General features: G+C 38.1%; 22 protein-coding genes, 2 tRNA genes and 3 rRNA genes. 12 read left to right on the top strand and 15 right to left on the bottom strand.

Features of this window, described 5'->3' with window-relative positions:
• The first annotated feature begins 3 nt into the window (after positions 1-3).
• From O5633_RS10545 to O5633_RS10535, 3 genes are all read left to right on the top strand, one after another.
• Positions 4-855 carry a PD-(D/E)XK nuclease family protein gene (locus O5633_RS10545; RefSeq protein WP_269609663.1) on the top strand — a complete coding sequence of 284 codons (852 nt, stop codon included), beginning with the start codon at positions 4-6 and terminating at the stop codon, positions 853-855.
• Positions 856-873: 18 nt separating this feature from the next.
• On the top strand, positions 874-2,616 hold the full coding sequence (locus O5633_RS10540; RefSeq protein WP_269609662.1) for a GIY-YIG nuclease family protein: 1,743 nt from the start codon (positions 874-876) through the stop codon (positions 2,614-2,616).
• 301 nt (positions 2,617-2,917) lie between these two features.
• On the top strand, positions 2,918-3,193 hold the full coding sequence (locus tag O5633_RS10535) for a DUF1651 domain-containing protein (RefSeq protein ID WP_269609661.1): 276 nt from the start codon (positions 2,918-2,920) through the stop codon (positions 3,191-3,193).
• Here the strand turns inward: O5633_RS10535 and O5633_RS10530 are convergent.
• From O5633_RS10530 to O5633_RS10520, 3 genes are all read right to left on the bottom strand, one after another.
• Positions 3,190-4,431: a tyrosine-type recombinase/integrase gene (locus tag O5633_RS10530; protein WP_269609659.1), complete on the bottom strand. Its 1,242-nt coding sequence runs from the start codon at positions 4,429-4,431 to the stop codon at positions 3,190-3,192. The two genes, O5633_RS10535 and O5633_RS10530, sit on opposite strands and share 4 nt — an antisense overlap.
• Positions 4,431-4,658 carry a helix-turn-helix transcriptional regulator gene (locus O5633_RS10525; RefSeq protein WP_269609658.1) on the bottom strand — a complete coding sequence of 76 codons (228 nt, stop codon included), beginning with the start codon at positions 4,656-4,658 and terminating at the stop codon, positions 4,431-4,433. Before O5633_RS10525 ends, O5633_RS10530 begins: the two co-directional genes overlap by 1 nt.
• A gap of 688 nt (positions 4,659-5,346) precedes the next feature.
• On the bottom strand, positions 5,347-7,677 hold the full coding sequence (locus O5633_RS10520; RefSeq protein ID WP_269609657.1) for a tetratricopeptide repeat protein: 2,331 nt from the start codon (positions 7,675-7,677) through the stop codon (positions 5,347-5,349).
• A gap of 354 nt (positions 7,678-8,031) precedes the next feature.
• Here O5633_RS10520 and O5633_RS10515 point away from each other — a divergent pair, with 354 nt between their 5' ends.
• Positions 8,032-8,139: a high light inducible protein gene (locus O5633_RS10515; RefSeq protein WP_011125327.1), complete on the top strand. Its 108-nt coding sequence runs from the start codon at positions 8,032-8,034 to the stop codon at positions 8,137-8,139.
• 392 nt (positions 8,140-8,531) lie between these two features.
• Here the strand turns inward: O5633_RS10515 and O5633_RS10510 are convergent, their stop codons facing one another.
• A complete protein-coding gene (locus O5633_RS10510; RefSeq protein ID WP_269609656.1) occupies positions 8,532-8,669 on the bottom strand; it encodes a DUF1651 domain-containing protein in 138 nt (45 codons plus the stop codon).
• Between the two features lie 33 nt (positions 8,670-8,702).
• Between O5633_RS10510 and O5633_RS10505 the strand changes: the two genes are divergently transcribed.
• Positions 8,703-8,909: a hypothetical protein gene (locus O5633_RS10505; protein ID WP_269609655.1), complete on the top strand. Its 207-nt coding sequence runs from the start codon at positions 8,703-8,705 to the stop codon at positions 8,907-8,909.
• A 368-nt stretch (positions 8,910-9,277) separates the two neighbouring features.
• On the opposite strand, the gene O5633_RS10500 is transcribed toward O5633_RS10505, so the two are convergent.
• A complete protein-coding gene (locus tag O5633_RS10500) occupies positions 9,278-9,463 on the bottom strand; it encodes a hypothetical protein (protein WP_269609654.1) in 186 nt (61 codons plus the stop codon).
• A 211-nt stretch (positions 9,464-9,674) separates the two neighbouring features.
• On the opposite strand from O5633_RS10500, the gene O5633_RS10495 reads away from it, so the two are divergent.
• Together O5633_RS10495 and O5633_RS11665 are read left to right on the top strand one after the other, a co-directional pair.
• A complete protein-coding gene (locus tag O5633_RS10495; protein ID WP_269609653.1) occupies positions 9,675-9,845 on the top strand; it encodes a hypothetical protein in 171 nt (56 codons plus the stop codon).
• 687 nt (positions 9,846-10,532) lie between these two features.
• A complete protein-coding gene (locus O5633_RS11665; RefSeq protein ID WP_332299678.1) occupies positions 10,533-10,697 on the top strand; it encodes a DUF4278 domain-containing protein in 165 nt (54 codons plus the stop codon).
• Between the two features lie 60 nt (positions 10,698-10,757).
• Here O5633_RS11665 and O5633_RS10485 read toward each other — a convergent pair whose 3' ends face one another.
• A complete protein-coding gene (locus O5633_RS10485; protein WP_269609650.1) occupies positions 10,758-11,507 on the bottom strand; it encodes a TVP38/TMEM64 family protein in 750 nt (249 codons plus the stop codon).
• 67 nt (positions 11,508-11,574) lie between these two features.
• The gene (locus O5633_RS10480; RefSeq protein ID WP_269609649.1) at positions 11,575-11,901 is read right to left on the bottom strand and encodes a hypothetical protein; all 327 of its coding nucleotides are present in this window, start codon (positions 11,899-11,901) and stop codon (positions 11,575-11,577) included.
• Between the two features lie 211 nt (positions 11,902-12,112).
• On the opposite strand from O5633_RS10480, the gene O5633_RS10475 reads away from it, so the two are divergent.
• Together O5633_RS10475 and O5633_RS10470 are read left to right on the top strand one after the other, a co-directional pair.
• Positions 12,113-13,492 carry an aldehyde dehydrogenase family protein gene (locus tag O5633_RS10475; RefSeq protein ID WP_269609648.1) on the top strand — a complete coding sequence of 460 codons (1,380 nt, stop codon included), beginning with the start codon at positions 12,113-12,115 and terminating at the stop codon, positions 13,490-13,492.
• 45 nt (positions 13,493-13,537) lie between these two features.
• Entirely contained in the window at positions 13,538-14,398 is an 861-nt protein-coding gene (locus tag O5633_RS10470; protein WP_269609647.1) for a lytic transglycosylase, read from the top strand.
• 1 nt (position 14,399) lies between these two features.
• On the opposite strand, the gene O5633_RS10465 is transcribed toward O5633_RS10470, so the two are convergent.
• Positions 14,400-15,449, bottom strand: a complete 1,050-nt coding sequence (locus O5633_RS10465) for a hypothetical protein (RefSeq protein ID WP_269609646.1) — start codon at positions 15,447-15,449, stop codon at positions 14,400-14,402.
• 204 nt (positions 15,450-15,653) lie between these two features.
• On the opposite strand from O5633_RS10465, the gene O5633_RS10460 reads away from it, so the two are divergent.
• Positions 15,654-15,872 carry a photosystem I reaction center subunit IV gene (locus O5633_RS10460; RefSeq protein ID WP_269609645.1) on the top strand — a complete coding sequence of 73 codons (219 nt, stop codon included), beginning with the start codon at positions 15,654-15,656 and terminating at the stop codon, positions 15,870-15,872.
• Positions 15,873-15,886: 14 nt separating this feature from the next.
• On the top strand, positions 15,887-16,735 hold the full coding sequence (locus O5633_RS10455) for a DNA-formamidopyrimidine glycosylase (RefSeq protein ID WP_269609644.1): 849 nt from the start codon (positions 15,887-15,889) through the stop codon (positions 16,733-16,735).
• A 46-nt stretch (positions 16,736-16,781) separates the two neighbouring features.
• On the opposite strand, the gene rrf is transcribed toward O5633_RS10455, so the two are convergent.
• From rrf to O5633_RS10430, 5 genes are all read right to left on the bottom strand, one after another.
• Positions 16,782-16,898 (bottom strand): 5S ribosomal RNA (gene rrf, locus O5633_RS10450).
• A 90-nt stretch (positions 16,899-16,988) separates the two neighbouring features.
• Positions 16,989-19,866: ribosomal RNA gene (locus tag O5633_RS10445) — 23S ribosomal RNA — on the bottom strand.
• A 308-nt stretch (positions 19,867-20,174) separates the two neighbouring features.
• Positions 20,175-20,247, bottom strand: a tRNA-Ala gene (locus O5633_RS10440).
• A gap of 9 nt (positions 20,248-20,256) precedes the next feature.
• Positions 20,257-20,330: transfer RNA gene (locus tag O5633_RS10435), tRNA-Ile, on the bottom strand.
• A 169-nt stretch (positions 20,331-20,499) separates the two neighbouring features.
• A 16S ribosomal RNA gene (locus O5633_RS10430) occupies positions 20,500-21,984 on the bottom strand.
• The 16S, 23S and 5S rRNA genes sit together here with 2 tRNA genes alongside, the layout of an rRNA operon.
• 640 nt (positions 21,985-22,624) lie before the next feature.
• On the opposite strand from O5633_RS10430, the gene O5633_RS10425 reads away from it, so the two are divergent.
• Positions 22,625-24,076 carry a glycoside hydrolase 100 family protein gene (locus O5633_RS10425; protein ID WP_269609642.1) on the top strand — a complete coding sequence of 484 codons (1,452 nt, stop codon included), beginning with the start codon at positions 22,625-22,627 and terminating at the stop codon, positions 24,074-24,076.
• Here the strand turns inward: O5633_RS10425 and petD are convergent.
• Both petD and petB read right to left on the bottom strand, forming a co-directional pair.
• The gene (petD, locus tag O5633_RS10420) at positions 24,073-24,555 is read right to left on the bottom strand and encodes a cytochrome b6-f complex subunit IV (protein ID WP_269609640.1); all 483 of its coding nucleotides are present in this window, start codon (positions 24,553-24,555) and stop codon (positions 24,073-24,075) included. The two genes, O5633_RS10425 and petD, sit on opposite strands and share 4 nt — an antisense overlap.
• Before the next feature lie 81 nt (positions 24,556-24,636).
• Entirely contained in the window at positions 24,637-25,293 is a 657-nt protein-coding gene (gene petB / locus O5633_RS10415; protein WP_011294336.1) for a cytochrome b6, read from the bottom strand.
• Positions 25,294-25,345 lie beyond the last annotated feature (52 nt).

The raw sequence follows: 25,345 nt of genomic DNA, 5'->3' as shown, positions 1-25,345 counted from the left end.
ACGATGATCGATCTCAAAAGAAACAAAAAAGGATTTGTGAAAGCAACTGGATGCAGAGTCAAAGCATCATCGATCTATTCACCTCATCAACAAGAAGACTTCAAAATAAGTAGAGGTAAATTCTCTGATTTTCTTTCCTGTCCTAGATGCTTTTATCTCAATCGTGTCAAAGGTTTAGACCCTCCAGGAACACCAGGTTGGACTCTCAATGAAACCACTGACCGATTACTTAAAAAAGAGTTTGATGAGTGCAGACATCGGCAGATTCCTCACAGACTTTTTGCTCCTAATGGTTTAGGTCATGTCGTTCCTTTTGATCATCCTCAGATGGATAAGTGGAGGGACTCTCTTCACCATGGATTGATGCTTCGGCACAAGGATACAAACATTATTTTGACTGGAGGAGTAGACGATATTTGGCAAGACACTCGTACCAATCAATTGATCGTTGTTGACTACAAATCACAAGCAAAGAGTGGACTGGTTGATAAAAGAGAATATCTAGATGATCCATACCATCAGGGATACAAAACCCAAATGGACTTCTATTCCTATCTACTTTCAGGAATGGGTTTTGAAGTTCATCCGACTGCTTACTTCTTGGTCTGCAATGCCAAAAGAGAGGAAGACGGATTCCATAAAACAATGAACTTTGATGAGTATCTAATTCCTTACAACTGGGATATGAGTTGGATAGAAGAAGAGATTGATGAAATGGTTTCTCTCATGAATCAGCACCAGATCCCACAACCTCATGAGAGTTGTAAGAACTGTGCTTACTCAGATCAATATGCAAGAGCAGTTCATCCTGATGGAATTGATCGTGGTGATGACTCTCAAGGAAGTTTGTTTTAGTAGGAATGATAAAAACATATGAAACGAATAGAACGAAAAAGCAAACCAAGAAAATGGACACATGAAATTATCCAGAAAGAGGCACTGAAATACGATCGACGATCTGACTTTGAAAAAGGCACCGCAGGTGCATATCAGGCAGCATTAAAACTTGGAATTATTGATCAAGTTTGCGCTCATATGCCAAAAGGTTCAACAAGAAAATGGGATGCAAAAAGTATTAAAGAAGAAGCATTAAAATACGACTCAAGAGGTAAATTTCAGTCAGGTTGTCGTAGTGCGTATGGAGCAGCAAGAAAATTAGGAATAATAGATGATATTTGCGAACATATGCCTAAAAGGGAATCAAGAAAATGGGACGAAAAAAGTATTAGAGAAGAAGCATTAAAATTTGATCGTAGAAAAGACTTTGCAAGAGAATTTAAAGGTGCTGTAAGAGCAGCATATAAATTGGGAATAATGGATGAAATATGTAGTCATATGAAACCAAAGTTTTCAGAAAAATGGGACCCAGAAAGTATTAAACAAGAAGCATTAAAATATAACGGGAGAAAAAAGTTTCAAAAAGGAGCATATGGAGCATATAAAGCAGCAAAAAGATATGGAATAGTCGATGAAGTATGTGCACATATGAAATCAATATATTGGACTAAATCAATGTTAATGGAAGTAGCAAAACAATATAAATCACTAAAAAAATTCAGAACCGAAAAAAAAGGTGCTTATCTTTATGCTTGCAAGAATGGATACCTTACAGAGGTGGTTAAAAAGATGGATAGATTATTAGTCCCTCATGGTTATTGGACGATAGAAAAATGTAAAGAGAAAGCAAGTAAATATCATTATAGAAATGAATTTCAAAAGGAATTCGGTAGTGCTTATAACGCAGCATTAAAGAATGGTTGGTTAGATGAAATATGCTCACATATGAAATCTCATGCTGATGGTTATAATCATTGCATTTATGTAATTTTAAATAAAAGAAAAAACCTTGCTTATGTAGGAATAACTAGGCAATTATTTAATGCAAGAATGGAAGGTCATAAAAGTGAGAATAATACTGCTAGTTCAAAAGCAATCACAAATTTAAAAGACACTGAGTTTATTCAACTTACTGATTATTTGTTTGATTCAAGTCAGGTTAAGGAAGCAGAATTTAAATGGTTCAAAAAATATCAACGTAAAGGATTTATATTGCTAAATGATGAAAAGCAACTTGGGCGAACCGGTACAGATAGGAGAATCCATACAGATGAAATAATTTTTGCTGAAGCAAAAAAATATGCAACAAGAGGAGAATTCAAAAAGAAAAGTCCAAGAATTTATGATGCTGCTTGTACTCAAAGATTATTAGATAAAGCATGTACTCATATGCGGTCGATTGAAAAGGCACATACATGGAAAAAAAAGAAAATTGTTGAGTTTGCTAGATCATGTACTGACCGTTCTGAATTTGTCGATGCCAATAATGGCGCTTACGACGCAGCAAGGAGAAATGGATACTTAGAAGAGATATATAAATTTCTAAGATCCAAAGATGATATGAGTTGGTCGCGTCCGTCTACTAGAAAAGAAATCTGGTGTTTTGCTGATCAATACTTTGATATTTGGATCGAGAATGAACAGTGTGGGATGTGGAGAATGAGAACACTTACGAATTTAAATTTAGATAAAATGATCCAGAAATTCCGAAGAGGATGGATACCTGCAGAAGATCAGGAATGGAAAGCATGGGCAGAAGGAATTAAATCTCAGTTATGACTTTTATACCCAAGTACTAATTAGGAGTTTTTCTTGATGTCTACCACTTTGTTTTTTGATTAGAAAAGGAAAAGCAGAACAACTCCTCAGGCAAATGTTCTGTTGGGCAGAGGAAGGCACTCAAGGTCGCTGAAGCAGCAGTTTGCCTTCCTTAATGCAAATCACTTGACGACTCCGAATAATCTTAATAGTATATCTGTACTAGGACATTCCTCACGCAAGCAGTCCTAACTCATAAAGCACCTGCGTAATACCAGTGAGCAAGGTGCTTTTTTGATGCCTTGAATTAAAGGAGAGAAGTATGAATCAACCAATCAGAGAAGCATTGCCAACACCAACAGGATGGTTAGTTGCACCAACAAGAGATTTTTGTCTGTTCTTTATTCGTGATCCCAAATCGGTCATGGTTGCTCCGACTGTCTTCACTCAACTCTGGTATTGCACCGAAGAAGGCATACCAACCAAATTAAAGAACACAAGAAGATTGGATTATGAATCTGCTCATGAGACTTGGAATGAACTTCTCTCTAATGATTGGGAATTAATAGAGCATCAAATCAATGATGCTGCTGCCTAGACGCTCAATCCTTCATCATCTAACAACTGGTTCCAGCATTCGTGAACCACTTTTCTTGGTTTAATTCTTTCGGCAAAGTCATAGTGACCAATAGAACCATCTTTATGGAGATGCCCTAAACAACGAGAAACCATACGCTCATCCATTTCACACTTATCCACCAATGCGTTAGTTGCAACGTGCCTGAAACCGTGAACATCTTGCCTGCCTTGATAACCAAGATTCTTCAAATGATCATTTGGCGTCTGCTTTGAGACATAAGGATAACGACCTTTGTATGGACTGTAAAAAACATATTTTTCATTCCTATTGATTTGACGCAATGAGTCCATCAACCTGCTCAATTGAGGAGTATTTGGAATGTAATGGTGATTTTTTATATCACCTTTTTTTCTTTTTAGACCTGTTGTTTCGGAAGGTATAACCCAGCAATCTTTATCTGCATCGAACCAGTCCCATTGCATACTTACCACGGTAGAGACCCTTGTAAGCATCAACAGAACTGCCTTTGTTGATAGATCAGTAAGACGATCAGCATTGCATGGGTTCAGATTAAGCACTTGCAGGAAACCGCTGAAATCGTTCCAAGAAAGATGTGGATGTGGTCTGGATTTATGTTCACTCTCAAAAGGGAACTGCATATCTAAACGGTATGGAATTTGCTCTGGATGCACCAAGCGATCAGCGACCGCATAGTTAAAAAGATTGTTCAACATTTGCCTGTATCTTTTTGCAGTTGGAATTTTTCCTTGAGCAACATCAGGATCAAGAACTTTTTCTTTTATGAACTGAGTTCCTTCATAACCAGCGAGGTCGTCAACCAATATCCCATCAGGCAATCGCCGAAGGATGCGATCAAAACGATTTCTGAAAGTTTTACTGGAATCAGATTTTTGATGATGGGTTTTATGTTGAATAAAAAGATCAACAACTTTTTTCAATGTCACCTCTGATTTGTTGACATTAAAACGTTCCCCATATCTTCTGAGATCACAATTATTTTCCAGACCCCAAGTTTTCATCTCATTCCATTGCTGAAGGACTTTATCCGATGAGTTGAAATCCTTCTGCCAATAACCCAAATAAACTTTGTACTTTCGTCTACCTGACGATCCGATATTTGTTACCCCATAGAATCTTTTGCTCTTGCCCTTAACAAGCAAATAGCAACTACTTCCCTTTTCAACTGATAGCGTTCCTGATATTGCTTTATTAATCTGTCTTGCACTAATAGGCATCACGTATTTCCTTCTGCACTCCAACCCCCTTCGCACCAAAGGTGAATGTCTGCCTTGCGAAATCCAACTCTTCCTCTATTCCCAAACAACTTCACTTGAGGAGGGAAGTCACCTCTTGCAATTGCTCGACGAATGGTCATTTCCGATGAACCAGTCAAAGCAATTACATCCTTCCAAAACAAAAAATAATTTCGCAGATCAACTGCACCAACGTTAGTTAAGGTCATAATCAATTAACTTAGAATAAAGAATTAGAGACGCTAATTAAACCTTAAAGATCCTTCTCTTCGCATCTAATACTGCTATTATAGCATAAATCCCTTTCCACGCCTAGTTTCTAAGAGTTAATTAGTTTATATTTAGCGAGAGAAGTTGGGGACAAAAGTTCCCCAAAAGTTCCCCAAAATCAACAATAAAAACGTAGTTACACGCCACAAGACCAATCATCAACAAGACATGCCTAACAGTTCAAGTCCCGACGAGGGCATAAAGACCCTCTACTAAGAGCACTAAAAAGACCCCAGAAGGGGTCTTTTTTTCATGCGAATGCGTTGGAGTAACTGAGGATGTATAAAAAGCATCCATCAAGAACACTCAGGACTAGATAAGGATAAGGTGTGAAGAATTAACCAATGAAAAAATATTTTGTTCCCATCAATCTGATTTCAAGCTTTTTAAGAACTACTATTTCTGCTTAAGTTTCCAGAGAATATGTTGCAGTGGCACTGCTCGTTCTTCTGGAAGTCAATACAACGGAAATGGGTTCTAAGGAAGAAACTAATAATAAACCGACAGGAAAACATCGAGGCAAATTACAGAACACTTTTTTCATAGGTAGTATCAATTTGGTCGCCCAGATTGGATAGAAGAGCATCTCAAAATATTAGTTCTATTTGGACTTTTGAATAATCACGATTATCCTTTTCTTGAGCTTTTAACAGCTTCTTTAAAGAATTTATAGTACTCTTTATATATTTCATTATCATTGAATAAATATTTTTCTGCTTGTTGCTTTAACTCTTTCTTTGTTGAATCTAATAACATTTTATCTTTAGAATATAATTTGCACCAATTTATATAATCCTGCGGAGATGCAGCTATAGGTGGATTCTGTATCTTCATTTGTTTATAGCCTGCAGAGACAATTCTTACTTTTTGATTGTGGGGATATGTAATAAATGGGATTCCATATGCCATCGCTTCATAAAAAGTGACGCCACCACCAAAGTAAAAAGGATCCAACATTATATCGCAGCTTCTTGTTATGTGGAGGAAATCATCTGTTCCCATCCGATCAAGAAAAATTGATCTTTCTATCAACAAATTATTCTTTTTTCTCCATCGATCTTGAATTAATTTGAATTTATAATTACTTTTGTCTGTGATTAGAACTAAATATGAATTCTTGATGTTTAATAATATTGATTCAAGTATCTCGTCATAACTTGGATGAAGTTTGACTAATGACTGAATTAAACCAATATAAAAATTACTTGGTGAATTTATAATATTTTTCAGTGTAATATTGCTTTCATTTATTTTAGGAGCAGAAAAATTGAAGGGTAATCTTCTAAATCTTATCAAGGTTTCTGTGTAGTTTAAATCGGACTTACTAGGTTCTATTCCATGAGTAATATAATAATCAATATTTTTTATACCCGATGTAGATCCGTGTCCCAATCCATTAATTTGCACTAATGCTAATCTTGATAAAGCCAGAATATATGAAAAGCTATTCATACCAATATCTGGATAAAACATCACATCAAGTTGGTGTGAAAGTATTTCTTTTGCTGCCATTTGTGGACAATTGGGTAAATCTATTACTTTTTTAAAGGAGTCATTTATTTCTCTTATTTGTGAATGATTTTTTTCGTCTGGAATGATATATATTGTCATATCAATATCAGTTTCTGATAAATCTTTCAAGACATTAATGAAACACTTACCCACACTATGATTTGCTCTAAGAAACATTGAGCAAACACCTATTTTTAAATTTTTCCTTTTACTTGAGGCAACCAAATATTTATCATGAGAGAATCCATTCAATATCATCCCCTTTGATTTTGAGATTGCGTCGGAAAAATCTTCTAGAATCTTTCTATCATCCAGCCTATTTTGGTATGCTAGATAAAAAATACTTGAAGTAAAACTCTTTGGATATTCATAAATCATATTGTCCTTATTTTTTAAATTATTAATTTCTTTTTTATAGTGACTTCTTTCATTATCAATTTGTGAATTATTCTCCACAATCGGAGATAGTCTTAAATTCGAGTTTATAAAATGAAAAACATTATCAGGAGCATGACTTGATGCAGATGATAGATATTTATCTGCATCTGAAAATCTTCCAAGATCGATCAATATACTTCCTAAATTAGAATATGCTTCAGCAAAATCAGGTTTAAGTTCAATTGCTTTAAGAAAAGACGATTCTGCTTCTTTTAATTTGCCAAGATCATTCAATATGTTTCCCAGACTGGAATGAGCTTCTGCGAAACCAGGTTTAAGTTCAATTGCTTTGCGAGTAGATAATTCTGCTTCTTGAAATTTGCCAATATCTCTCAATATGATTCCCAGATTTGAATGCGCCTCTGCGAGATCAGGTTTCAGTTCAATTGCTTTACGAGTAAATAATTCCGCTTCTTTTGCGTTCCCAAGATCTTTTAATATGAGTCCAAGATTACAATAAGCCTTTACGAATTCAGGTTTCAATTTAATTGCTTGACGCAATGATATTTCTGCTTCTTTTAATTTACCAAGTTTCTTTAATATATTTCCCAAGTTGTAATGAGCTTCTTTATAATCAGGATTAAATTCAATTGCTTTACGTATTGATATTTCGGCTCCTTGTGATTCACCAAGAAGATTCAATGTGTTCCCTAAATTATAATATGCTATTGCAGAATTAGGATTAAGTTTAATTGCTTTACGTTGCAAAAATTCTGCTTCTTTTAATTTACCAAGACCTTTTAAGATTGTTGCAAAATTAGAAAAAACCCTGTGATCTTTGAATCCTTGATCAATAAAATATTGGTAATACTTTGCTGCTTCTGAAATGTTTCCTTGGGAATGAAACTTAAATGCTTGATTAATTATTTGTTCTTTAGAAGGATTAGAAGGAGTATGAGTAGTAATAGTGATATTTTCTTTGATTTCTCCTAAAGGAAATGGAACTGGAAATATTTTTACCTCAGTAATTTTCTGCTTTCCTTCTACTTCTTTACTAGATCTATCCATTTTTTCTATTCTCTCTTTCGTTTCTTGCGATAATACTATTCTTACAACAACTAAAGCACCTGAAAGTTTTAAAAATGAAAGGCTTTAGAGAGCAGTATAAATCTAAAAAGAAAAGCAATACATCAGTCCGAATTGAATCTTGCTTCTAAATGCAGTACTAGCTCCTCCAGCTTGAATAACCACTTAGCCAGAAAAAAAGAACGAGAGCAAAGATTGCACTCAGCACAAATCATCTCGATGATTAAATAAACTTTTCTTATAAGAAGCATCAATTCTCATAATCAAAAGCCGTGAGTAGACACTCACAGTATTGCTAATTGTTCTTTATATTTGCTTCATATTTCATTTTTTGCCATGACTCCTGAAGCAGAAAAGTTTAACGGTTGGGCAGCAATGCTTGGCTTCGTTGCAGCCTTTGGTGCATATGCAACAACAGGTCAAATCATTCCTGGAATTTTCTAAGTGGAGCTCAATCCATTTAAACCCTATCAACAATTTTTTCAAAACCTTTTGAAAAGATCTAACAAAAGTTCTTAGCGGTCTGGTTAAGAACTTTTTTTTACCAACTAGATTTTTTTTTAACGTCTACCTTAATCTCGCCATGAATCTGGCAAGGAGTAAGAAGTAATCTTTTAACCGAATTATCTGTAATTGGACTAGAAGATTGTTGAGAATTTCCCAAGAGAAGGCAATCAATAGTCACCAATATTATTCATCCAAAACAACCATCAACTCTCTCTTAATAGCTTATAATTTGAGCTTGAGATTTTTATGATCATTAATCTTACTTGGATTAATTAGTTGAATCATTGAGACCAAATCTGTATCAGGAGACCATGTTGGTAAACAAGTGCTTAAGCAAAAGCGTCATTAATCTGATGTTCAATTAATTCCCAATCATTAGATAGCAATTCATTCCGCGTTTCATGTGCAGATTCATAATCCAGTCTTCTTGTGTTTTTCAACTTGGTCGGAAGGCCTTTTCTGTTCAATACCAAAGTTGAGTAAAGACAGTCGAAGCAACTATGACCGATTGCGGGTCAGGAATAAAGAAAAAGCAGAAATCTCTGGCAGTAGCAACTAATCATCCTGATAGAGTTGGCAATGATTCTCTTATTGGTTGGTTCATTCTCTTAATTCAAACGACAAAAGTCACCTGCTCATTGGTGGCTTTTGCCACCTACAAAGGGGATTCCATTAAAGAAGGGGCGAGATTTGGTCGCCCCTTTTGAGTTCAGCACTTTTGTATCCAACTGAACAATCCAACCTTTACTAACCCAACCATCTACTGGAACGGAAGTGCTAGAACTCCTAACCCATTTCTAACAAATCCAGATCAGGTGAACATGTGAAAAAACTCCTGTTTAACCAACAACCCAGTAATCTTTGTGTTTTCTAAGGATTAGTTTAAGAAGATCAAGAATCATTGTTTACCTCAATATTTTAACTGAAAGTAATAAGGAATTAGGTGTGGCAGCATTCCAAAGGAAATTAAAAGGACAGAAAACCAAAGAAAGATTGATGAATGAGTATTCGATCCATTAGATCTGAAACTACGGGTTGTTTGCATGATTAGACCTCATTTGAGTTCAATGTTTTTTTAATAGTCCATTGAGCAGATTCCGAACTGCAAACACTCATTCTCGTAATCGACCTCATCAAAATCAGTTTCATAATTAGAAACCAGACCACACCAATCGTTTCCCTGGATAGGAACTCCACAAGATTTCGAGAATGTTTCCTTTACGTCTTCTATTGCATGTTTAAAAGGATTGCCGCATGACATAGCTTGACCTCCTAATAGTGCTTTGATTTATGTTTACTCCTCTTAATTGAAAATATCTATGGGAGAAACCCAAAAGTAGAAATACCTTGGTGATCTCACCCATATTAATTTCAACCTAAGAGGAGTAAAAATGATTAGATAATTTCAATATCTGGGGGATGGTCTCTAAAGGGGCAATTAGACGCACATTCGCTTTTTACGAGGTATCAACATGAATAGAAAAAGAGACAAAATATGGACTGCAATCATTGCAACTAGACAATGGTTCTCTAAACTTTTCACTAGTGAAGCGGATGCTTTAGTTGATGACTTCGGTAATAATCCTCCACCAGAGATAGGGACCCAGTCTTATTCAGGCGATATTCACGACAAAGGAGACTGATTGTCTTTATCAAAAACCTGTATTAAGAAAGGGGACCCCTGCTGTTTTGGCGACTAGAGCCCCCCTATTCATTTACAGAACAGATTGTTTGAGGAGTTGTTCTGCTTTTTTTTTAATTAAACCCACAAAGAGTTCCATCAGGATCAATTCCTAATTACCAAAAGGAGGTAAATTCTACTTATGCCTTTATTCTTTATACAAGCAAACAATATCTACAACCTAAATCTCTTTTTCGGAAAAACTATATGAGTAAAAAGAAAGATAATTTCAATGTGGCGCAGGGTATGAATCTCTTTCTGCTTAAAAATATTTCATTACCTTCAAACCTATTCTTTCAAATGATTCTATTTATTAAAAGTCGAGAAAATAATATTAGATAAGAGGATTAATAGGCACAAAAAAACCGCCCGTTCTGAACAAGGCGGTTTTTTTGTGAAATCAGTCGCAAGTGTTTCCTTGTTTCCACTGCGGAGGATTCCAACTCCTCACAAATACAAAATAGTTTGATTTAAAGAAATAAGAGCAACAATCAGTAAAGTTTTTCAACTGTCACAGATCAAAAGAATTTAAAATTTTTGCTTTTGCAAAGACAATTAGCTTTATGTAACAAGCTGAACACCAGGGATATACAATTTTGTTTATAATTTTTTTTGTAGCAAAAACTACCAAAAACGTTCAACTCATCAAATGATGAGCCGCAGTTTGACTCAAGCCAAGGAACGGGGACTTGAGCATATTTCGGAGAAAAAAATGTCTTTAACCTATAGAGGTCTGAAGTACAGCCAGCAAAAAACAGTTGCAGAAAAGCAGCATGTACAACTTACATATCGAGGGAAATCTTACCAAAGCTAGAAAAATCTAATTCTTAAAAGCCCTTAATTTCTCAAGGGCTTTTTAATGCAAACTAATAAATTACTTAATAATATTTGATCTTTTATTTAAATAAATATTTATCATTGCCAAGGTAAAAATTATTAAAAAAGATGCTATGAATAGAAAAAAATAATTTCCAGTAATCATATCTAATTCTCCGTTTAATATTTTTTGTAAGAAATTCTTTAATCCCATATCCTTGATTTTTCTTGCAGCAAAACCACTAGCTATAAAAGGTGAATCTGAGATTATTATGCTAAAAATCAAAGCAGGCATAAACCTTTTCCAGGTTATTTTTGTTAGCCCTATGGCATAGCAAACAAAATCAAAAAAACCTGACATTAACAAAGCTGTCATCAGGAAATAATTATTTTCTAGATAATATTGACTAATGCTTTCAACTCTTCGCATTTGTCTTGAACCAAGTAATCTAGCAATATAATTTCTTCCTAATTTTCTAGCCAGTAGAAATGATATTGAACAAGAGGCAAAATCAGCAAAAAATATAATAAATAATCCCTGCGTAAAGCCAAACTGAAAGCCAGCAGCTGCAGAAAATATTGTTCCAGGTAGAATCGGTATGATTATACTAATGGATCTTAAAATAAATAATAAGAATATTAATATTAGGCTAAAAGAATTATTCGAATTTAAACTACTAACAACGTCATAAAAGAAATCACTAATAATATTAACATCCAAGAGAATAAGAGAAATGCTTAAAATAACAACGAAGAAAGTTATTATTGCATACTTAAAATATTTACTACTGATCAACTTGTTGGACATAAAATATTTTTCAATCTAAGTCTATCTTAATTTTATAGTAATGAAATTATAAAAAATTGCTGAAAAATCAATAATTCTGTTCAAACTTTAAGCTGCACATTGTATTAGCCTCTGTTAAAGGCATTTCTCCAGAGTTCCATTTCTCATATACACATGTATAAAAAGGCTCATTTAAGCTACTTAAATCATTTTTTTGATCTATTAATTCTCTTAAATATTTAGCTCTTGCCCTAAGATATTCTTTTTTATACAGCCAGTACATCACCTCAGCAACCAATATAAAAGCCAAGGAGAATGCAAAAATAACAAATAAATGATTAATCAATCTTTCTCTTCTAGGGTTTAATATATTAGGCACAGTATCAAACAAAAGTAACTCGTAAATAATACTCAAAACCCTTTTCCTTATTGTTTACTGAAAACAGTGGTTATTGCATTTATATTTTTAATCACTAGTCTTATTGATCATCAGATCAACAGCATAGTTACCGTCATGCTTTTAGGTGTAAAAAACTGAGTTAAAATGCTTATAGGGGCCATCTTCTTAGGCTTTAACCTCGATAAATGATTTATTTTGTTAGAAGGAATGAAAATCGTAAAGAACAATGTCATTACAAGATTTCGTGCTTAATCAATTACAAGATCTAGTTTTATCTGGTAAAACAAGAAATGAAAAATGGAGAAGAAAACAACTTCAAGCTTTATCAAATTTATTAGATAATCATCAGAATGAAATTTTAAACGCTTTAAATTTGGATTTAGGAAAGCCTTCAACAGAAGCGTTCTTTGAGATTATTGCTGTCAAACAAGAAATAAAACTTGCTCAGAAAAATTTATCTAATTGGATGAAGGCGAAGCAAATCACAGTTCCTGTTTCTCTTAGACCTGCGAAAGCATTGATCCAGCCAGACCCTTTGGGCTGCATTTTGATAATTGGTCCATGGAATTATCCTTTTTCGCTTACTTTGCAACCATTAGTAGGAGCATTAGCTGCTGGGAATACTGCTGTTTTAAAACCATCAGAGCATGCACCTAATGTGTCAACTCTAATAAAAAACCTTATAGAAAAATACTTTCCACCAGAGATCGTCCAAGTTTTCGAAGGAGATGGAAATATTGCTGCTGATTTAATGACTCAACCATTTGATCACGTCTTTTTTACAGGTGGAGAAAATATAGGAAAAAAAGTAATGGAAGCTGCCTCAAAAAACCTTACTCCAGTAACTTTAGAACTTGGAGGCAAAAGCCCAGCAATCGTAATCAATGGTGCAAATCTCGAAGTAACTGCAAAGAGAATTATATGGGGGAAAAGTTTAAACGCTGGTCAAACATGTATTGCTCCGGATCATTTATTGGTTGAGCATAAACTTTTTGATTCTTTAATTACAAATTTAAAAAGTTCGATTAATAATTTTTACGGAAATACACCTTTAGATTCAAAACATCTGGGGAGCATTATCAATCAAAACCAATTTAATAGACTTAATAATTTACTAAAACAAGCTAAAAAGAATAACCAGATTATCTATGGAGGAGATAGCAATGAAAAGGAGAAAAGAATTAGCCCTACTCTGATCAAAATCGATAATCGAAATGATCCACTAATGAAGGAAGAACTTTTCGGTCCATTGCTCCCTATTTTATGTATTAAAGATCTCGACGAGACCATTGCAGACTTTAAGTTATTGCCTAAACCGCTTGCTCTGTATCTTTTTGGAGGGGGTGAGAAAGAGCAAGTGAAAGTACTTTCAATGACCTCATCTGGGGGGGTTTGCTTTAATGATGTCGTTTTACAGGCTGGGATTCCAGAACTTCCATTTGGAGGAGTTGGAACAAGTGGTATGGGGAAATACCACGGCAAAGCAGGTTTTGATAACTTTACTCATTATAAATCAGTCCTAAAAAGACCTTTTTGGCTAGATCTAAACTTCAGGTACCCTCCTTACAAGTTGGACTTATCTTTACTTAACAAATTAATAGGTTAAAATAACTTAAATATCTACAAAAAAGATTATTAATTTAGCCTAGTGATGATCAAAAAGATAAAAAAAAATCTCGGTTTATTTTATATCAATAGCATTGTTTTTCTCTTGTCAATATTTGCTTTCGAAGTTAATGCAGAAACAAAGATTATTGCAAAAAATGGCGATAATCTTTTCAAGATATCTAAGCAATATGGAATTCCTCTAAAAGAACTAATGTATAAAAATAATATCACCGATGCAACCAAAATTATAGAAGGAGAAATTATAATAATACCTCTTAAAAGCAATAATAAAGAAAGAAAAAATCAATATACTACTTATAAAGTTATCAAAGGAGATACTCTTTACAAGATCGCAAGAGATTACAACCTAAATTTAAAAGATATTATTTCCATAAATAATCTAAATAATGATTCTTATCTTAAGCTCAATCAGATCATCTTATTACCAGAGGGAGCCATCCATAAGAAAGAAATTAATAGAGAAGATTTTAAATTAGCACGTAAGAAAGTTTTTTATCACCAAACTTCTCATGGAGAATTTCTTTCAGACATTGCAGAGATACATAAAGTTCCAAGAGAAGAAATTATTACTTTAAATAAGTTAAATGATTCTGAGGCAATTGATCCTAATACTAAATTTAAAATAAGGGTAAAAAATCGTTTGAAATGGTTAAAATATGGCTCGATAACAATAAAGTGGTCAGACTGGACATATTTTGATGGCAATTATATTGCTCCAGCAAAAACAAAGAAAAATACATCCTTTTATTTAGCTCTTAGCTGTAAAAAAAGAGCGTTAAATAATACTTTAAATAATTCTTACTGGACAAGCTGGTATTTCCCAAAAAATGATTTTGAATTTAAATTAATTAGTGATTTTTGTGATAAGGATTTTAAATTCTAAATTATTTATTCATTTCAAGAGATGGGGGTTCCAATCTTTCAGCGTCTTCCTCAACAAGTTGCAATCTCAACCTTTTTCCTCCTGAAAGTTCTCCAAGAGAAACTCTTATTGTCGAACCAGTTAGTGTTTGTAGGGTATCCAAAAGCTCTCTTAAATAAGGCGTACTACTGCCAGATTCGACCCATAGTCTCTCTTGCAAGCCTTCTAGTCTTTTCCAAGCAGAATGAAACTTTAAAATAGAACTCTCTATGGTTTTTGCTTGTCCGAAAGCATCTGAAAGCAATCCTAAAGAATCTAATCTGAGAGCTTCCTGAGTAGCTTTATCTAGATTTAAATTTTTATTTTGAAAGGCTCTTAACGCTAGAGAAGCGTCAAAAGACTTGCCCATCCATTTAGCAGTATTCGTCATATCTTTTACTGAATCAATTTCAGGATTTTCTCTTAAAGTTTCGCAGATTTCTTCTTGCTGAATAGGCGTCAATTTAGATAATTCTCTTACCAATGGTGCAACAAACTTGGCTGGTAATAAATTTGATTGCGTTCTTTCTCTAATTTCTTCAGGCAAAAGAGTGCTGGTTGCAGCCATAAATTGATCAGTCAAGCTCTTTACTTGTCTTCTGGTTATGCCCTTTCCTTCATTGGCAGCCTCAGAAATCATATGTTGGATCTCAGGTTCAGCGTGTGCCGTTTCAATAAAAGCTCTTTTTGAAAAATTATTTACACTTGATTCTTCAAGAATCCCATCAACGACAAGATTATCCGATGAATCAGCTAATTGAATAAGAGAGTATGCTTTGCTTTTGCTGATTTCCATCTCCCTTAACCACTGCAAAAAGCCAGTGCCTCTAGCATCCCCACCTCTCTTTTCTCTATCTCTTACAACACGTAAAATCCTTCCTCGCCAAATTTCGGTTTGCAAATCAAACTGCTCGCAAATTGACCATGCATTCTCTAATTTATCAATGAAATCAGTATTACTTAGGTCGTCTTGCTCGGGATCAGGCAAATCAAAGCTAAGAGAAGAGGGGTCTAAAGCTGGCTGTGATATCACAAAAAATAAAATCCTTTAAAGTTAAACATTTCAAAGCTAATTGAAAATTCGCCCTTAAATCAATATGAATTATTTTCTCTGAAAGTAAAAAATCTTTTAAAAGCGATCTATTTTTTAAAATACCAGCGACAGTCTGTGACACAAATACAAATATCTCCTGTTCTGATAGATAATAAAGTTATTAAAATTATTTAGGAAAGTCAGATGAGCTTTGCTAGAAAAGACAAGGTTCGCATCTTGCGTCAAGAATCATACTGGTTCAATCAGATTGGAGAAATAGTCTCTATCGATAAATCTCCAGCAATGAGGTACCCAGTAACTGTCAAATTTGAAAAATGTGATTTCAAAGCTTTTAGTGGTGTTGATGGTGGTGCAAATACCAGTCAATTTTCAGTGAAAGAGTTAGAAGCTGCCGCAAGCTAGCAGCATTAATACTTTTGCCAGAATTACCTGAAGTTGAGACAGTTAGAAAGGGACTTGAGAAACTTTTAAATAATTTTTATATTGAAAGAGTAGAAGTATTAAAAGAAAGATCAATTGCGAGTAGTGGTGGTTCAAAATATTTCATAAATAATATTAAAAATAGTTATTTAGGTACTTGGGAAAGAAGAGGTAAGTATTTACTAGGCTCACTACATACGAAAGATAAAAATAATAAAGGTTTTCTAGTTGTTCACCTTAGAATGACTGGCCAATTCAAGTTAATAGATAAACAAATACTCCCATGTAAGCATACGAGAGTGAGGTTTTTCGAAAAGAGAGGACAAGAACTTCGTTTTATAGATATAAGAAACTTTGGACAAATGTGGTTCGTACCATCTTCGAAACCAATATCAGAAATCGTAACTGGGATTAAGAAATTAGGTCCAGAACCTTTTAGCGATATTTTTAATAGTTATTATTTAAAACAATACTTTAAGAACAAGAAACGCTCAATTAAATCTGCTTTATTAGATCAAGAAATTGTTGCTGGTGTTGGCAATATATATGCAGATGAAACATTATTTGATGCAGGTATTAATCCGAAAACAGAAAGTAGGCATTTAAAAAGCCATCAATTAAAAAAGCTTTGCAAAAGTCTTGTTAAAATTTTAAATGTAAGTATTGGAGAAGGTGGCACTACTTTTAGTGATTTTAGAGATTTAGAAGGAAGCAATGGAAATTATGGTGGACAAGCCTGGGTATATAGAAGAGGTGGTAAAAGTTGTAAGAAATGTGGAGAGAAGATCTTGAGAGAGAAAATATGTGGGAGAAGCACTCACTGGTGTCCTAATTGCCAAAAATAATTGAGCATTAAAAAAAGAGCCCTAAGGGCTCTTTTTTTAATATTTTACCTGGCATTGAGCTATTTTCTCAGGGGGCTACCCCCCAAATATCGTCGCCGCTTATGCGTTTCACAACCGAGTTCGAGATGGATCGGAGTGGTTCCACATCGCCATGAACACCAGGATAGTGTTATTTGTGAACCCTGAAGACTGCATAGAAATTATTAAAAAATAATCAGAAAAAATAAAGCAATAATTTGAGTAAAAGCAAAAGAAGGTCAAGCCCTCGATCTATTAGTACTCCTCCGCTGCATCTGTTACCAGACTTCCACGTAGAGCCTATCAACGGGTGTTCTTCCCGTGATCTTACTGGTTTAAACCATGGGAATACTCATCTTGAGGTGGGCTTCCCACTTAGATGCTTTCAGCGGTTATCCACTCCGCACATGGCTACCCAGCGTTTACCGTTGGCACGATAACTGGTACACCAGAGGTGCGTTCCTCCCGGTCCTCTCGTACTAGGGAGAAATCCTCTCAATATTCCTGCGCATACACCGGATATGGACCGAACTGTCTCACGACGTTCTGAACCCAGCTCGCGTACCGCTTTAATGGGCGAACAGCCCAACCCTTGGGACCGACTTCAGCCCCAGGTTGCGATGAGCCGACATCGAGGTGCCAAACCTCCCCGTCGATGTGAACTCTTGGGGGAGATCAGCCTGTTATCCCTAGAGTAACTTTTATCCGTTGAGCGACGGCCCTTCCACTCAGAACCGTCGGATCACTAAAACCGACTTTCGTCCCTGTTCGACTTGTAGGTCTCACAGTCAAGCTTCCTTCTGCTTTTGCACTCGACGACTGATTTCCAACCAGCCTGAGGAAACCTTTGTGCGCCTCCGTTACCTTTTAGGAGGCGACCGCCCCAGTCAAACTGCCCAGCAGATACTGTCCGTTTCCCGGATAACGGGTAAACGTTAGATCTCTAGCTCTGAAAGAGTGGTATCTCACCGTTGACTCAGTAGCACCCAAAAGCACTACATCAATGTCTCCCACCTATCCTGCGCATTCAGAGCCCGAGAACAATACCAACCTGCAGTAAAGCTTCATAGGGTCTTTCTGTCCGGGTGTATGTAGTCCGCATCTTCACAGACAATTCTATTTCGCCGAGCCTCTCTCCGAGACAGCGCCCAGATCGTTACACCTTTCGTGCGGGTCGGAACTTACCCGACAAGGAATTTCGCTACCTTAGGACCGTTATAGTTACGGCCGCCGTTCACCGGGGCTTCAGTCGCTAGCTTCGCTTACGCTAACCAGCTTCCTTAACCTTCCGGCACTGGGCAGGTGTCAGCCCCCATACATCGTCTTGCGACTTAGCGGAGACCTGTGTTTTTGGTAAACAGTCGCCTGGGCCTCTTCACTGCGGCCAGCTTGCGCTGGCATCCCTTCTCCCGAAGTTACGGGACCATTTTGCCGAGTTCCTTAGAGAGAGTTATCTCGCGCCCCTCGGTATTCTCTACCACCCCACCTGTGTCGGTTTCGGGTACTGGCAGTTATGCCTTAACGGGTATAGGGATTTTCTTGGAAGCATGACATCACCAACTTCGCTGCCGTGGCAGCTCGTACTCACGCCTCAGCTCAGAACGTTTTCTCCGTTCCTCAAAGCCTTGAACGCTTGAACCAGTAACCAACATCTGGATTGGCTAGCCTTCTCCGTCCCCCTTCCCAAAACATAACTGGTACAGGAATGTTGACCTGTTATCCATCGACTACGCCTTTCGGCCTGACCTTAGGACCAGACTAACCCTCCGCGGACGAGCCTGCCGGAGGAACCCTTAGGGTTTCGGGGCATGGGATTCTCACCCATGTTTTCGCTACTCAAGCCGACATTCTCACTTCTATGCTGTCCACGCCCGCTTACGCTAACGCTTCACCCTACATAGAACGCTCCCCTACCATTTAAAAAATTAAATCCGCAGCTTCGGTACAACACTTAGCCCCGTTCATTTTCGGCGCAGGATCGCTCGACCAGTGGGCTATTACGCACTCCTTTGAGGATGGCTGCTTCTAAGCAAACCTCCTGGTTGTCTGGGCAATCCCACCTCCTTTATCACTTAGTGTTGATTTTGGGACCTTAGCTGGCGGTCTGGGCTGTTTCCCTTTCGACTATGGAGCTTATCCCCCACAGTCTGACTGCCTAGTTACACACAGGGTATTCAGAGTTCATCACGATTTGGTACCGCTCTCGCAGCCCGCACCGAAATGGTCGCTTTACCCCCCTGCTGGAGCACTAGACGCTACGCCTCAACGTATTTCGGGGAGAACCAGCTAGCTCCTGGTTCGATTGGCATTTCACCCCTAACCACAGCTCATCCGGTGACTTTTCAACGTCAGTCGGTTGGGACCTCCACTTGGTATCACCCAAGCTTCATCCTGGCCATGGTTAGATCACCAGGGTTCGGGTCTATAAACACTGACAAAACGCCCTATTCAGACTCGCTTTCGCTATGGCTCCACCATTCCCGGTTTAACCCGCCAGTGCCTATAAGTCGCCGGCTCATTCTTCAACAGGCACACGGTCACCCGATAAGTCGGGCTCCCATTGCTTGTAGGCTCATGGTTTCATGTTCTATTTCACTCCCCTCCCGGGGTTCTTTTCACCTTTCCCTCACGGTACTGTTGCACTATCGGTCACACAGGAGTACTTAGCCTTACGAGGTGGTCCTCGTAGATTCACACGGAATTCCACGTGCTCCGTGCTACTCGGGATACAGCTAGGCTAACTCTCCTTTCGATTACGGGGCTTTCACCCTCTATGGCGCGCCATTCAAACGCTTCTTCTAGGTTTGTTAGTCCACATTGCTGTCCCACAACCCCGATAGTCGAAACTATCGGTTTGGGCTGTTCCCCGTTCGCTCGCCGCTACTTAGGGAGTCGTTATTTACTTTCCTTTCCTCCAGCTACTAAGATGTTTCAGTTCGCTGGGTTGGCTCGTGCCAGCCTATATATTCAGCTGGCCGTTCTAAGGGTTGCCCCATTCGGAAATTCCCGGATCAAAGCGTGTATCCAGCTCCCCGAGACATATCGCAGGTAACCACGTCCTTCATCGCCTCTGTGTGCCAAGGTATCCGCCATGAGCCCTTTGTAGCTTGACCTTAAATACAAACACAAAATCAATTGTGCTCGGCTATTACTCAAGAATTAAACATGAATTCTGAAACTTGATCATTTAGTATGTAAGCTAAAAAATCAAAACAGAATTATGCATCCATGAGATGCTTTATTCTTTCTAATCTATGCAGTTTTCAAGGTTCTACTGAATTCTCATGAAATAAATTCATGGGAGCCCAGCATATTATCAACGTATAAGAAGATGATAAGAAGCTAGGTTCTTTTCAAATAGACAATTCTAAGTCACATTTACAAATTTCCACCTGAAATTAGTTATCAGGGTAGTTTTCAGTGGAGGTAAGCGGACTCGAACCGCTGACATCCTGCTTGCAAAGCAGGCGCTCTACCAACTGAGCTATACCCCCAACAACGCATGGGCCATCCTGGACTTGAACCAGGGACCTCACCCTTATCAGGGGTGCGCTCTAACCACCTGAGCTAATGGCCCAGGAGAAAACCTTGTTGGGTGTGACCTAGACAAAAATTTAGGAACTGAAATTCAAAAATTAATTATAAAATTAATAGATAAATCTGAGGTACCGATCGACCTTAAGGTGACAGGATTGTCGCCTAAGAATAAATAACTTAGACATAACAATCGATTTATTGTCTCCCTGTTAGGAGGTGATCCAGCCGCACCTTCCGGTACGGCTACCTTGTTACGACTTCACCCCAGTCATCAGCCCCACCTTCGGCGTCCTTCTCCACAAGGGTTAAAGTAACGACTTCGGGCGTGGCCAACTTCCATGGTGTGACGGGCGGTGTGTACAAGGCCCGGGAACGTATTCACCGCAGTATGCTGACCTGCGATTACTAGCGATTCCTACTTCACGTAGGCGAGTTGCAGCCTACGATCTGAACTGAGCCACGGTTTATGGGATTTGCTAGCTCTCGCGAGTTTGCTGCCCTTTGTCCGTAGCATTGTAGTACGTGTGTAGCCCAGGACGTAAGGGGCATGATGACTTGACGTCATCCACACCTTCCTCCGGTTTATCACCGGCGGTCTTTCTAGAGTGCCCAACTAAATGCTGGCAACTAAAAACGTGGGTTGCGCTCGTTGCGGGACTTAATTCAACATCTCACGACACGAGCTGACGACAGCCATGCACCACCTGTCACTGCGTTCCCGAAGGCACCCTCTAATTTCTTAAAGGTTCGCAGGATGTCAAGCCCTGGTAAGGTTCTTCGCGTTGCATCGAATTAAACCACATACTCCACCGCTTGTGCGGGCCCCCGTCAATTCCTTTGAGTTTCACACTTGCGTGCGTACTCCCCAGGCGGAACACTTAACGCGTTAGCTACGACACCGAAGGGGTCGATTCCCCCGACACCTAGTGTTCATCGTTTACGGCCAGGACTACAGGGGTATCTAATCCCTTTCGCTCCCCTGGCTTTCGTCCATGAGCGTCAGTAATGGCCCAGTAGAGCGCCTTCGCCACTGGTGTTCTTCCCGATATCTACGCATTTCACCGCTACACCGGGAATTCCCTCTACCCCTACCATACTCAAGCCAATCAGTTTCCACTGCCATGATGGAGTTAAGCTCCACGTTTTAACAGCAGACTTGAAAGGCCGCCTGCGGACGCTTTACGCCCAATAATTCCGGATAACGCTTGCCACTCCCGTATTACCGCGGCTGCTGGCACGGAATTAGCCGTGGCTTATTCCTCAAGTACCGTCATATCTTCTTCCTTGAGAAAAGAGGTTTACAGCCCAGAGGCCTTCGTCCCTCACGCGGCGTTGCTCCGTCAGACTTTCGTCCATTGCGGAAAATTCCCCACTGCTGCCTCCCGTAGGAGTCTGGGCCGTGTCTCAGTCCCAGTGTGGCTGATCATCCTCTCAGACCAGCTACTGATCGAAGCCTTGGTGAGCTTTTACCTCACCAACAAGCTAATCAGACGCGGGCTCATCCTCAGGCGAAATTCATTTCACCTCTCGGCATATGGGGTATTAGCGGTCGTTTCCAACCGTTATCCCCCTCCTGAGGGCAGATTCCCACGCGTTACTCACCCGTCCGCCACTAACCCGAAGGTTCGTTCGACTTGCATGTGTTAAGCACGCCGCCAGCGTTCATCCTGAGCCAGGATCAAACTCTCCGTTGTAGTCAGGCCCTATTGTAAAAATAAATTCTACTCAGTCTGATTTGCTTCTCCCACAGATAACAGCACTGGCGTACTGCTTGTGATTGTTGCCACCTTGTTTTTAATAAGGGTTCTCAAGAGTGCACTTAGTTTTATCTTCGTGACTTTCCCGGATCTCAGATCCGTCGTTGCTCTAACTCTGTAACACCGAATATCAAAATGGAGCCGTGAAACTCCAATTTGAAATAGTGACAAAATCATGCAACTAATTTCTTTTGACGGGACCTCACACCTTTATCGCAATACATCTGATTCGAACACGAATCAGACGCGATAAAAGCGTCAGTTCCTAAATTTTTTAAGTTGTCTAGGTTCTGTTTTGGCCAAAAAAGCCAAAACGTTTTTCGATCTTTCGACCGTTTTTTAGCTTACAACAGAGAAGGGTTTAGTCTTCAAATGTTATAGAACTACCACTTAACTAAAAACTTTCGTAATTTCGCTCAGTGACTACGCTTCAGATTAACTTCCGCGCAGAAAAATATTGTAGACCCTCGACGTACTCACATGCAACAAAGTTGCAAATGAAATGTTTTACCTCTTAGTATTGACGTAAGAGGAGTAAGCCATGACTAGCTTTTAGCGATGGCATCAAATTATTTTAATGCCCGCACGTTTTAGCCAACAGCACCAAAGAGTACGTCCCAACTCAAATGAAGACAAAGTTGTGGCAAGAGCTAAAGAGCATTTTGAAAAAACTCTCATTGAAATTTCTGGAGATATTGCAGGTAGTGTCGCTGCCTTAGAGCATCCTACAAAAAATGATGCTCTCAATTATGGAGAGATCTTTTTAAGGGACAACGTCCCGGTAATGATTTATCTACTAACTCAAAAAAGATTTGACATAGTCAAAAAATTCTTGACAGTCAGTCTGGATTTACAAAGCACCACTTATCAAACCAGAGGGGTTTTCCCAACAAGCTTTATCGAGGAAAAAGGAAACTTAATAGCAGATTATGGTCAGAGATCTATAGGAAGAATTACCTCTGCTGATGCGAGCCTATGGTGGCCAGTACTTTGTTGGCTATATGTAAAAAAAAGTGGCGATCAAAGTTTTGGAACAAGTCAACAGGTTCAAAGAGGGGTTCAACTTCTTCTTGATTTAGTTCTACATCCAACTTTTGAGGGTAATCCAGTTTTATTTGTACCAGATTGTTCATTCATGATCGATCGACCTATGGATGTTTGGGGGGCTCCCCTTGAGGTAGAGGTTTTATTGCATGCATGTCTTAAAAGTTGTATTCAATTAATGGAATTAAGCAGAAAACATCAAAAAAGTCGATTACTTGATCAGAGACTTGTTTTAACTCGTCAGTGGGTGCATGACCTTCGACAATTTCTTTTGAAGCACTATTGGGTCACAAGCAAAACAATGCAAGTCCTGAGAAGAAGACCTACCGAGCAATATGGTGAAGATCAACATCAAAATGAATTCAATGTACAGCCTCAAGTAGTCCCTTCATGGCTTCAAGATTGGCTTGAAAATAGAGGTGGATATCTTATCGGAAACATAAGAACTGGTAGGCCAGATTTTCGCTTTTATAGCTTAGGAAATTCCTTAGCATGCATGTTCGGAGTATTGACAGCACCTCAACAAAGAGCCTTATTTCGTCTAGTTCTGCATAATCGGGAACACCTTATGGCTCAAATGCCAATGAGAATCTGCCATCCACCAATGGATGTAGAAGAGTGGCAAAACAAAACCGGTTCAGATCCAAAGAACTGGCCATGGAGTTATCACAATGGCGGGCATTGGCCTAGTCTTTTATGGTTTTTTGGTGCTTCTATACTGCTTCATGAAAAACGTTACCCAAAAGCTGATGTCCTACTAATGGGACAAATGAGAGCTCTTATAGAAGAATGTTATTGGAGTCAGTTGAATCAACTCCCAAGACAAAAATGGGCAGAATATTTTGATGGGCCAACCGGTACGTGGGTAGGTCAACAATCAAGGACTTATCAAACTTGGACTATTGTTGGATTCCTGTTATTGCACCATTTATTAAGAGCTGAACCTGATGATGTCTTAATGCTTGATTTAGAGGAAAACTTCTAGAAGAAACCTAATGTTAGAGATTTATCAATAGGTAAGCATGCTCCTATTCCTAAATAAATTGTCAAAACTGTTCCAAATAAAAATAATGACATCGCTACTGGTCTTCTAAAAGGATTAGCAAATTTATTGATATTTTCAATAAAAGGCAGGATCATTAAGCCAAGAGGTATTAATGTCTGCAGAGCGATACCAAGTAACTTATTTGGTACAACACGTAAGATTTGGAAAACTGGGTATAGATACCATTCAGGAAGAATCTCTAAGGGAGTTGCAAATGGATTTGCTTTATCTCCAAGAAATGCAGGATCTAAAACTGCTAAACCAACAACACAAGCAATTGTCCCAAGAATTACTACAGGGAAAATATATAATAGATCGTTTGGCCATGCTGGTTCACCGTAATAATTATGCCCCATGCCTTTAGCAAGTTTTGCTCTTAGTTTGGTATCAGATAAGTCTGGTTTTTTAAGAGTAGACATGGATCAAAAAATTTATGGAAAAAATTTAAAGGTTGTTTGGATAAATTTGGATAAATAATTATAAATAATTATATTTATAGCTTATAGAGGACCAGAGATTCCCTGTTTTCTAATCATTAGGAAATGCATCAACATAAACACCGCTAATAGCCATGGCATTACAAAAGTGTGGAGACTATAAAACCTAGTCAAGGTTGATTGACCAACACTCTCACCACCTCTAAGCAGCTCAACCATAAAGTCACCAATAACAGGTATGGCTGCAGGTACCCCTGAAACAATTTTAACTGCCCAATACCCGACTTGATCCCAGGGTAAAGAATATCCGGTAACTCCAAAAGCAACTGTTATAACTGCCATAACAACACCAGTAATCCATGTCAATTCTCTAGGTCTTTTGAATCCTCCAGTTAAATAAACGCGAAAAACATGCAAAATAAGCATGAGTACCATCATTGAGGCACTCCATCTATGCACTGACCTAATCAACCAACCAAAGCTCACGTCTGTCATGAGATAACTAACTGAGCTATAAGCTTCAGTTACTGTAGGTTTGTAATAAAAGGTCATCGCGAATCCAGTCGCGAATTGAATCAAAAAACAAACAAGTGTTATCCCACCAAGACAATAAAAAATGTTGACATGTGGAGGAACGTATTTTGAAGTGACGTCATCAGCTATGTCCTGTATCTCAAGACGTTCCTGGAACCAGTCATAAACCGGTGAAGAGTTCGCCATCCACTTATGCACTGTACTTTCAAATATCTTACTCGATGTGCCCCTTGGTCGC

The organism is Prochlorococcus marinus str. MIT 1013, assembly GCF_027359395.1.
Taxonomy (GTDB): Bacteria; Cyanobacteriota; Cyanobacteriia; order PCC-6307; family Cyanobiaceae; genus Prochlorococcus_B; species Prochlorococcus_B marinus_E.
This window is presented reverse-complemented; position numbering and strand designations above follow the sequence as displayed.

Bases quoted from the DNA above. Each gene is read 5' to 3' on its own strand.
- O5633_RS10545 (WP_269609663.1), top strand. From the start codon at position 4: ATGATCGATCTCAAAAGAAACAAAAAAGGATTTGTGAAAGCAACTGGA.
- O5633_RS10540 (WP_269609662.1), top strand. From the start codon at position 874: ATGAAACGAATAGAACGAAAAAGCAAACCAAGAAAATGGACACATGAA.
- O5633_RS10535 (WP_269609661.1), top strand. From the start codon at position 2,918: ATGAATCAACCAATCAGAGAAGCATTGCCAACACCAACAGGATGGTTA.
- O5633_RS10530 (WP_269609659.1), bottom strand. From the start codon at position 4,431: ATGCCTATTAGTGCAAGACAGATTAATAAAGCAATATCAGGAACGCTA.
- O5633_RS10525 (WP_269609658.1), bottom strand. From the start codon at position 4,658: ATGACCTTAACTAACGTTGGTGCAGTTGATCTGCGAAATTATTTTTTG.
- O5633_RS10520 (WP_269609657.1), bottom strand. From the start codon at position 7,677: ATGGATAGATCTAGTAAAGAAGTAGAAGGAAAGCAGAAAATTACTGAG.
- O5633_RS10515 (WP_011125327.1), top strand. From the start codon at position 8,032: ATGACTCCTGAAGCAGAAAAGTTTAACGGTTGGGCAGCAATGCTTGGC.
- O5633_RS10505 (WP_269609655.1), top strand. From the start codon at position 8,703: ATGACCGATTGCGGGTCAGGAATAAAGAAAAAGCAGAAATCTCTGGCA.
- O5633_RS10500 (WP_269609654.1), bottom strand. From the start codon at position 9,463: ATGTCATGCGGCAATCCTTTTAAACATGCAATAGAAGACGTAAAGGAA.
- O5633_RS10495 (WP_269609653.1), top strand. From the start codon at position 9,675: ATGAATAGAAAAAGAGACAAAATATGGACTGCAATCATTGCAACTAGA.
- O5633_RS11665 (WP_332299678.1), top strand. From the start codon at position 10,533: ATGATGAGCCGCAGTTTGACTCAAGCCAAGGAACGGGGACTTGAGCAT.
- O5633_RS10485 (WP_269609650.1), bottom strand. From the start codon at position 11,507: ATGTCCAACAAGTTGATCAGTAGTAAATATTTTAAGTATGCAATAATA.
- O5633_RS10475 (WP_269609648.1), top strand. From the start codon at position 12,113: ATGTCATTACAAGATTTCGTGCTTAATCAATTACAAGATCTAGTTTTA.
- O5633_RS10470 (WP_269609647.1), top strand. From the start codon at position 13,538: ATGATCAAAAAGATAAAAAAAAATCTCGGTTTATTTTATATCAATAGC.
- O5633_RS10460 (WP_269609645.1), top strand. From the start codon at position 15,654: ATGAGCTTTGCTAGAAAAGACAAGGTTCGCATCTTGCGTCAAGAATCA.
- O5633_RS10425 (WP_269609642.1), top strand. From the start codon at position 22,625: ATGCCCGCACGTTTTAGCCAACAGCACCAAAGAGTACGTCCCAACTCA.
- petD (WP_269609640.1), bottom strand. From the start codon at position 24,555: ATGTCTACTCTTAAAAAACCAGACTTATCTGATACCAAACTAAGAGCA.
- petB (WP_011294336.1), bottom strand. From the start codon at position 25,293: ATGGCGAACTCTTCACCGGTTTATGACTGGTTCCAGGAACGTCTTGAG.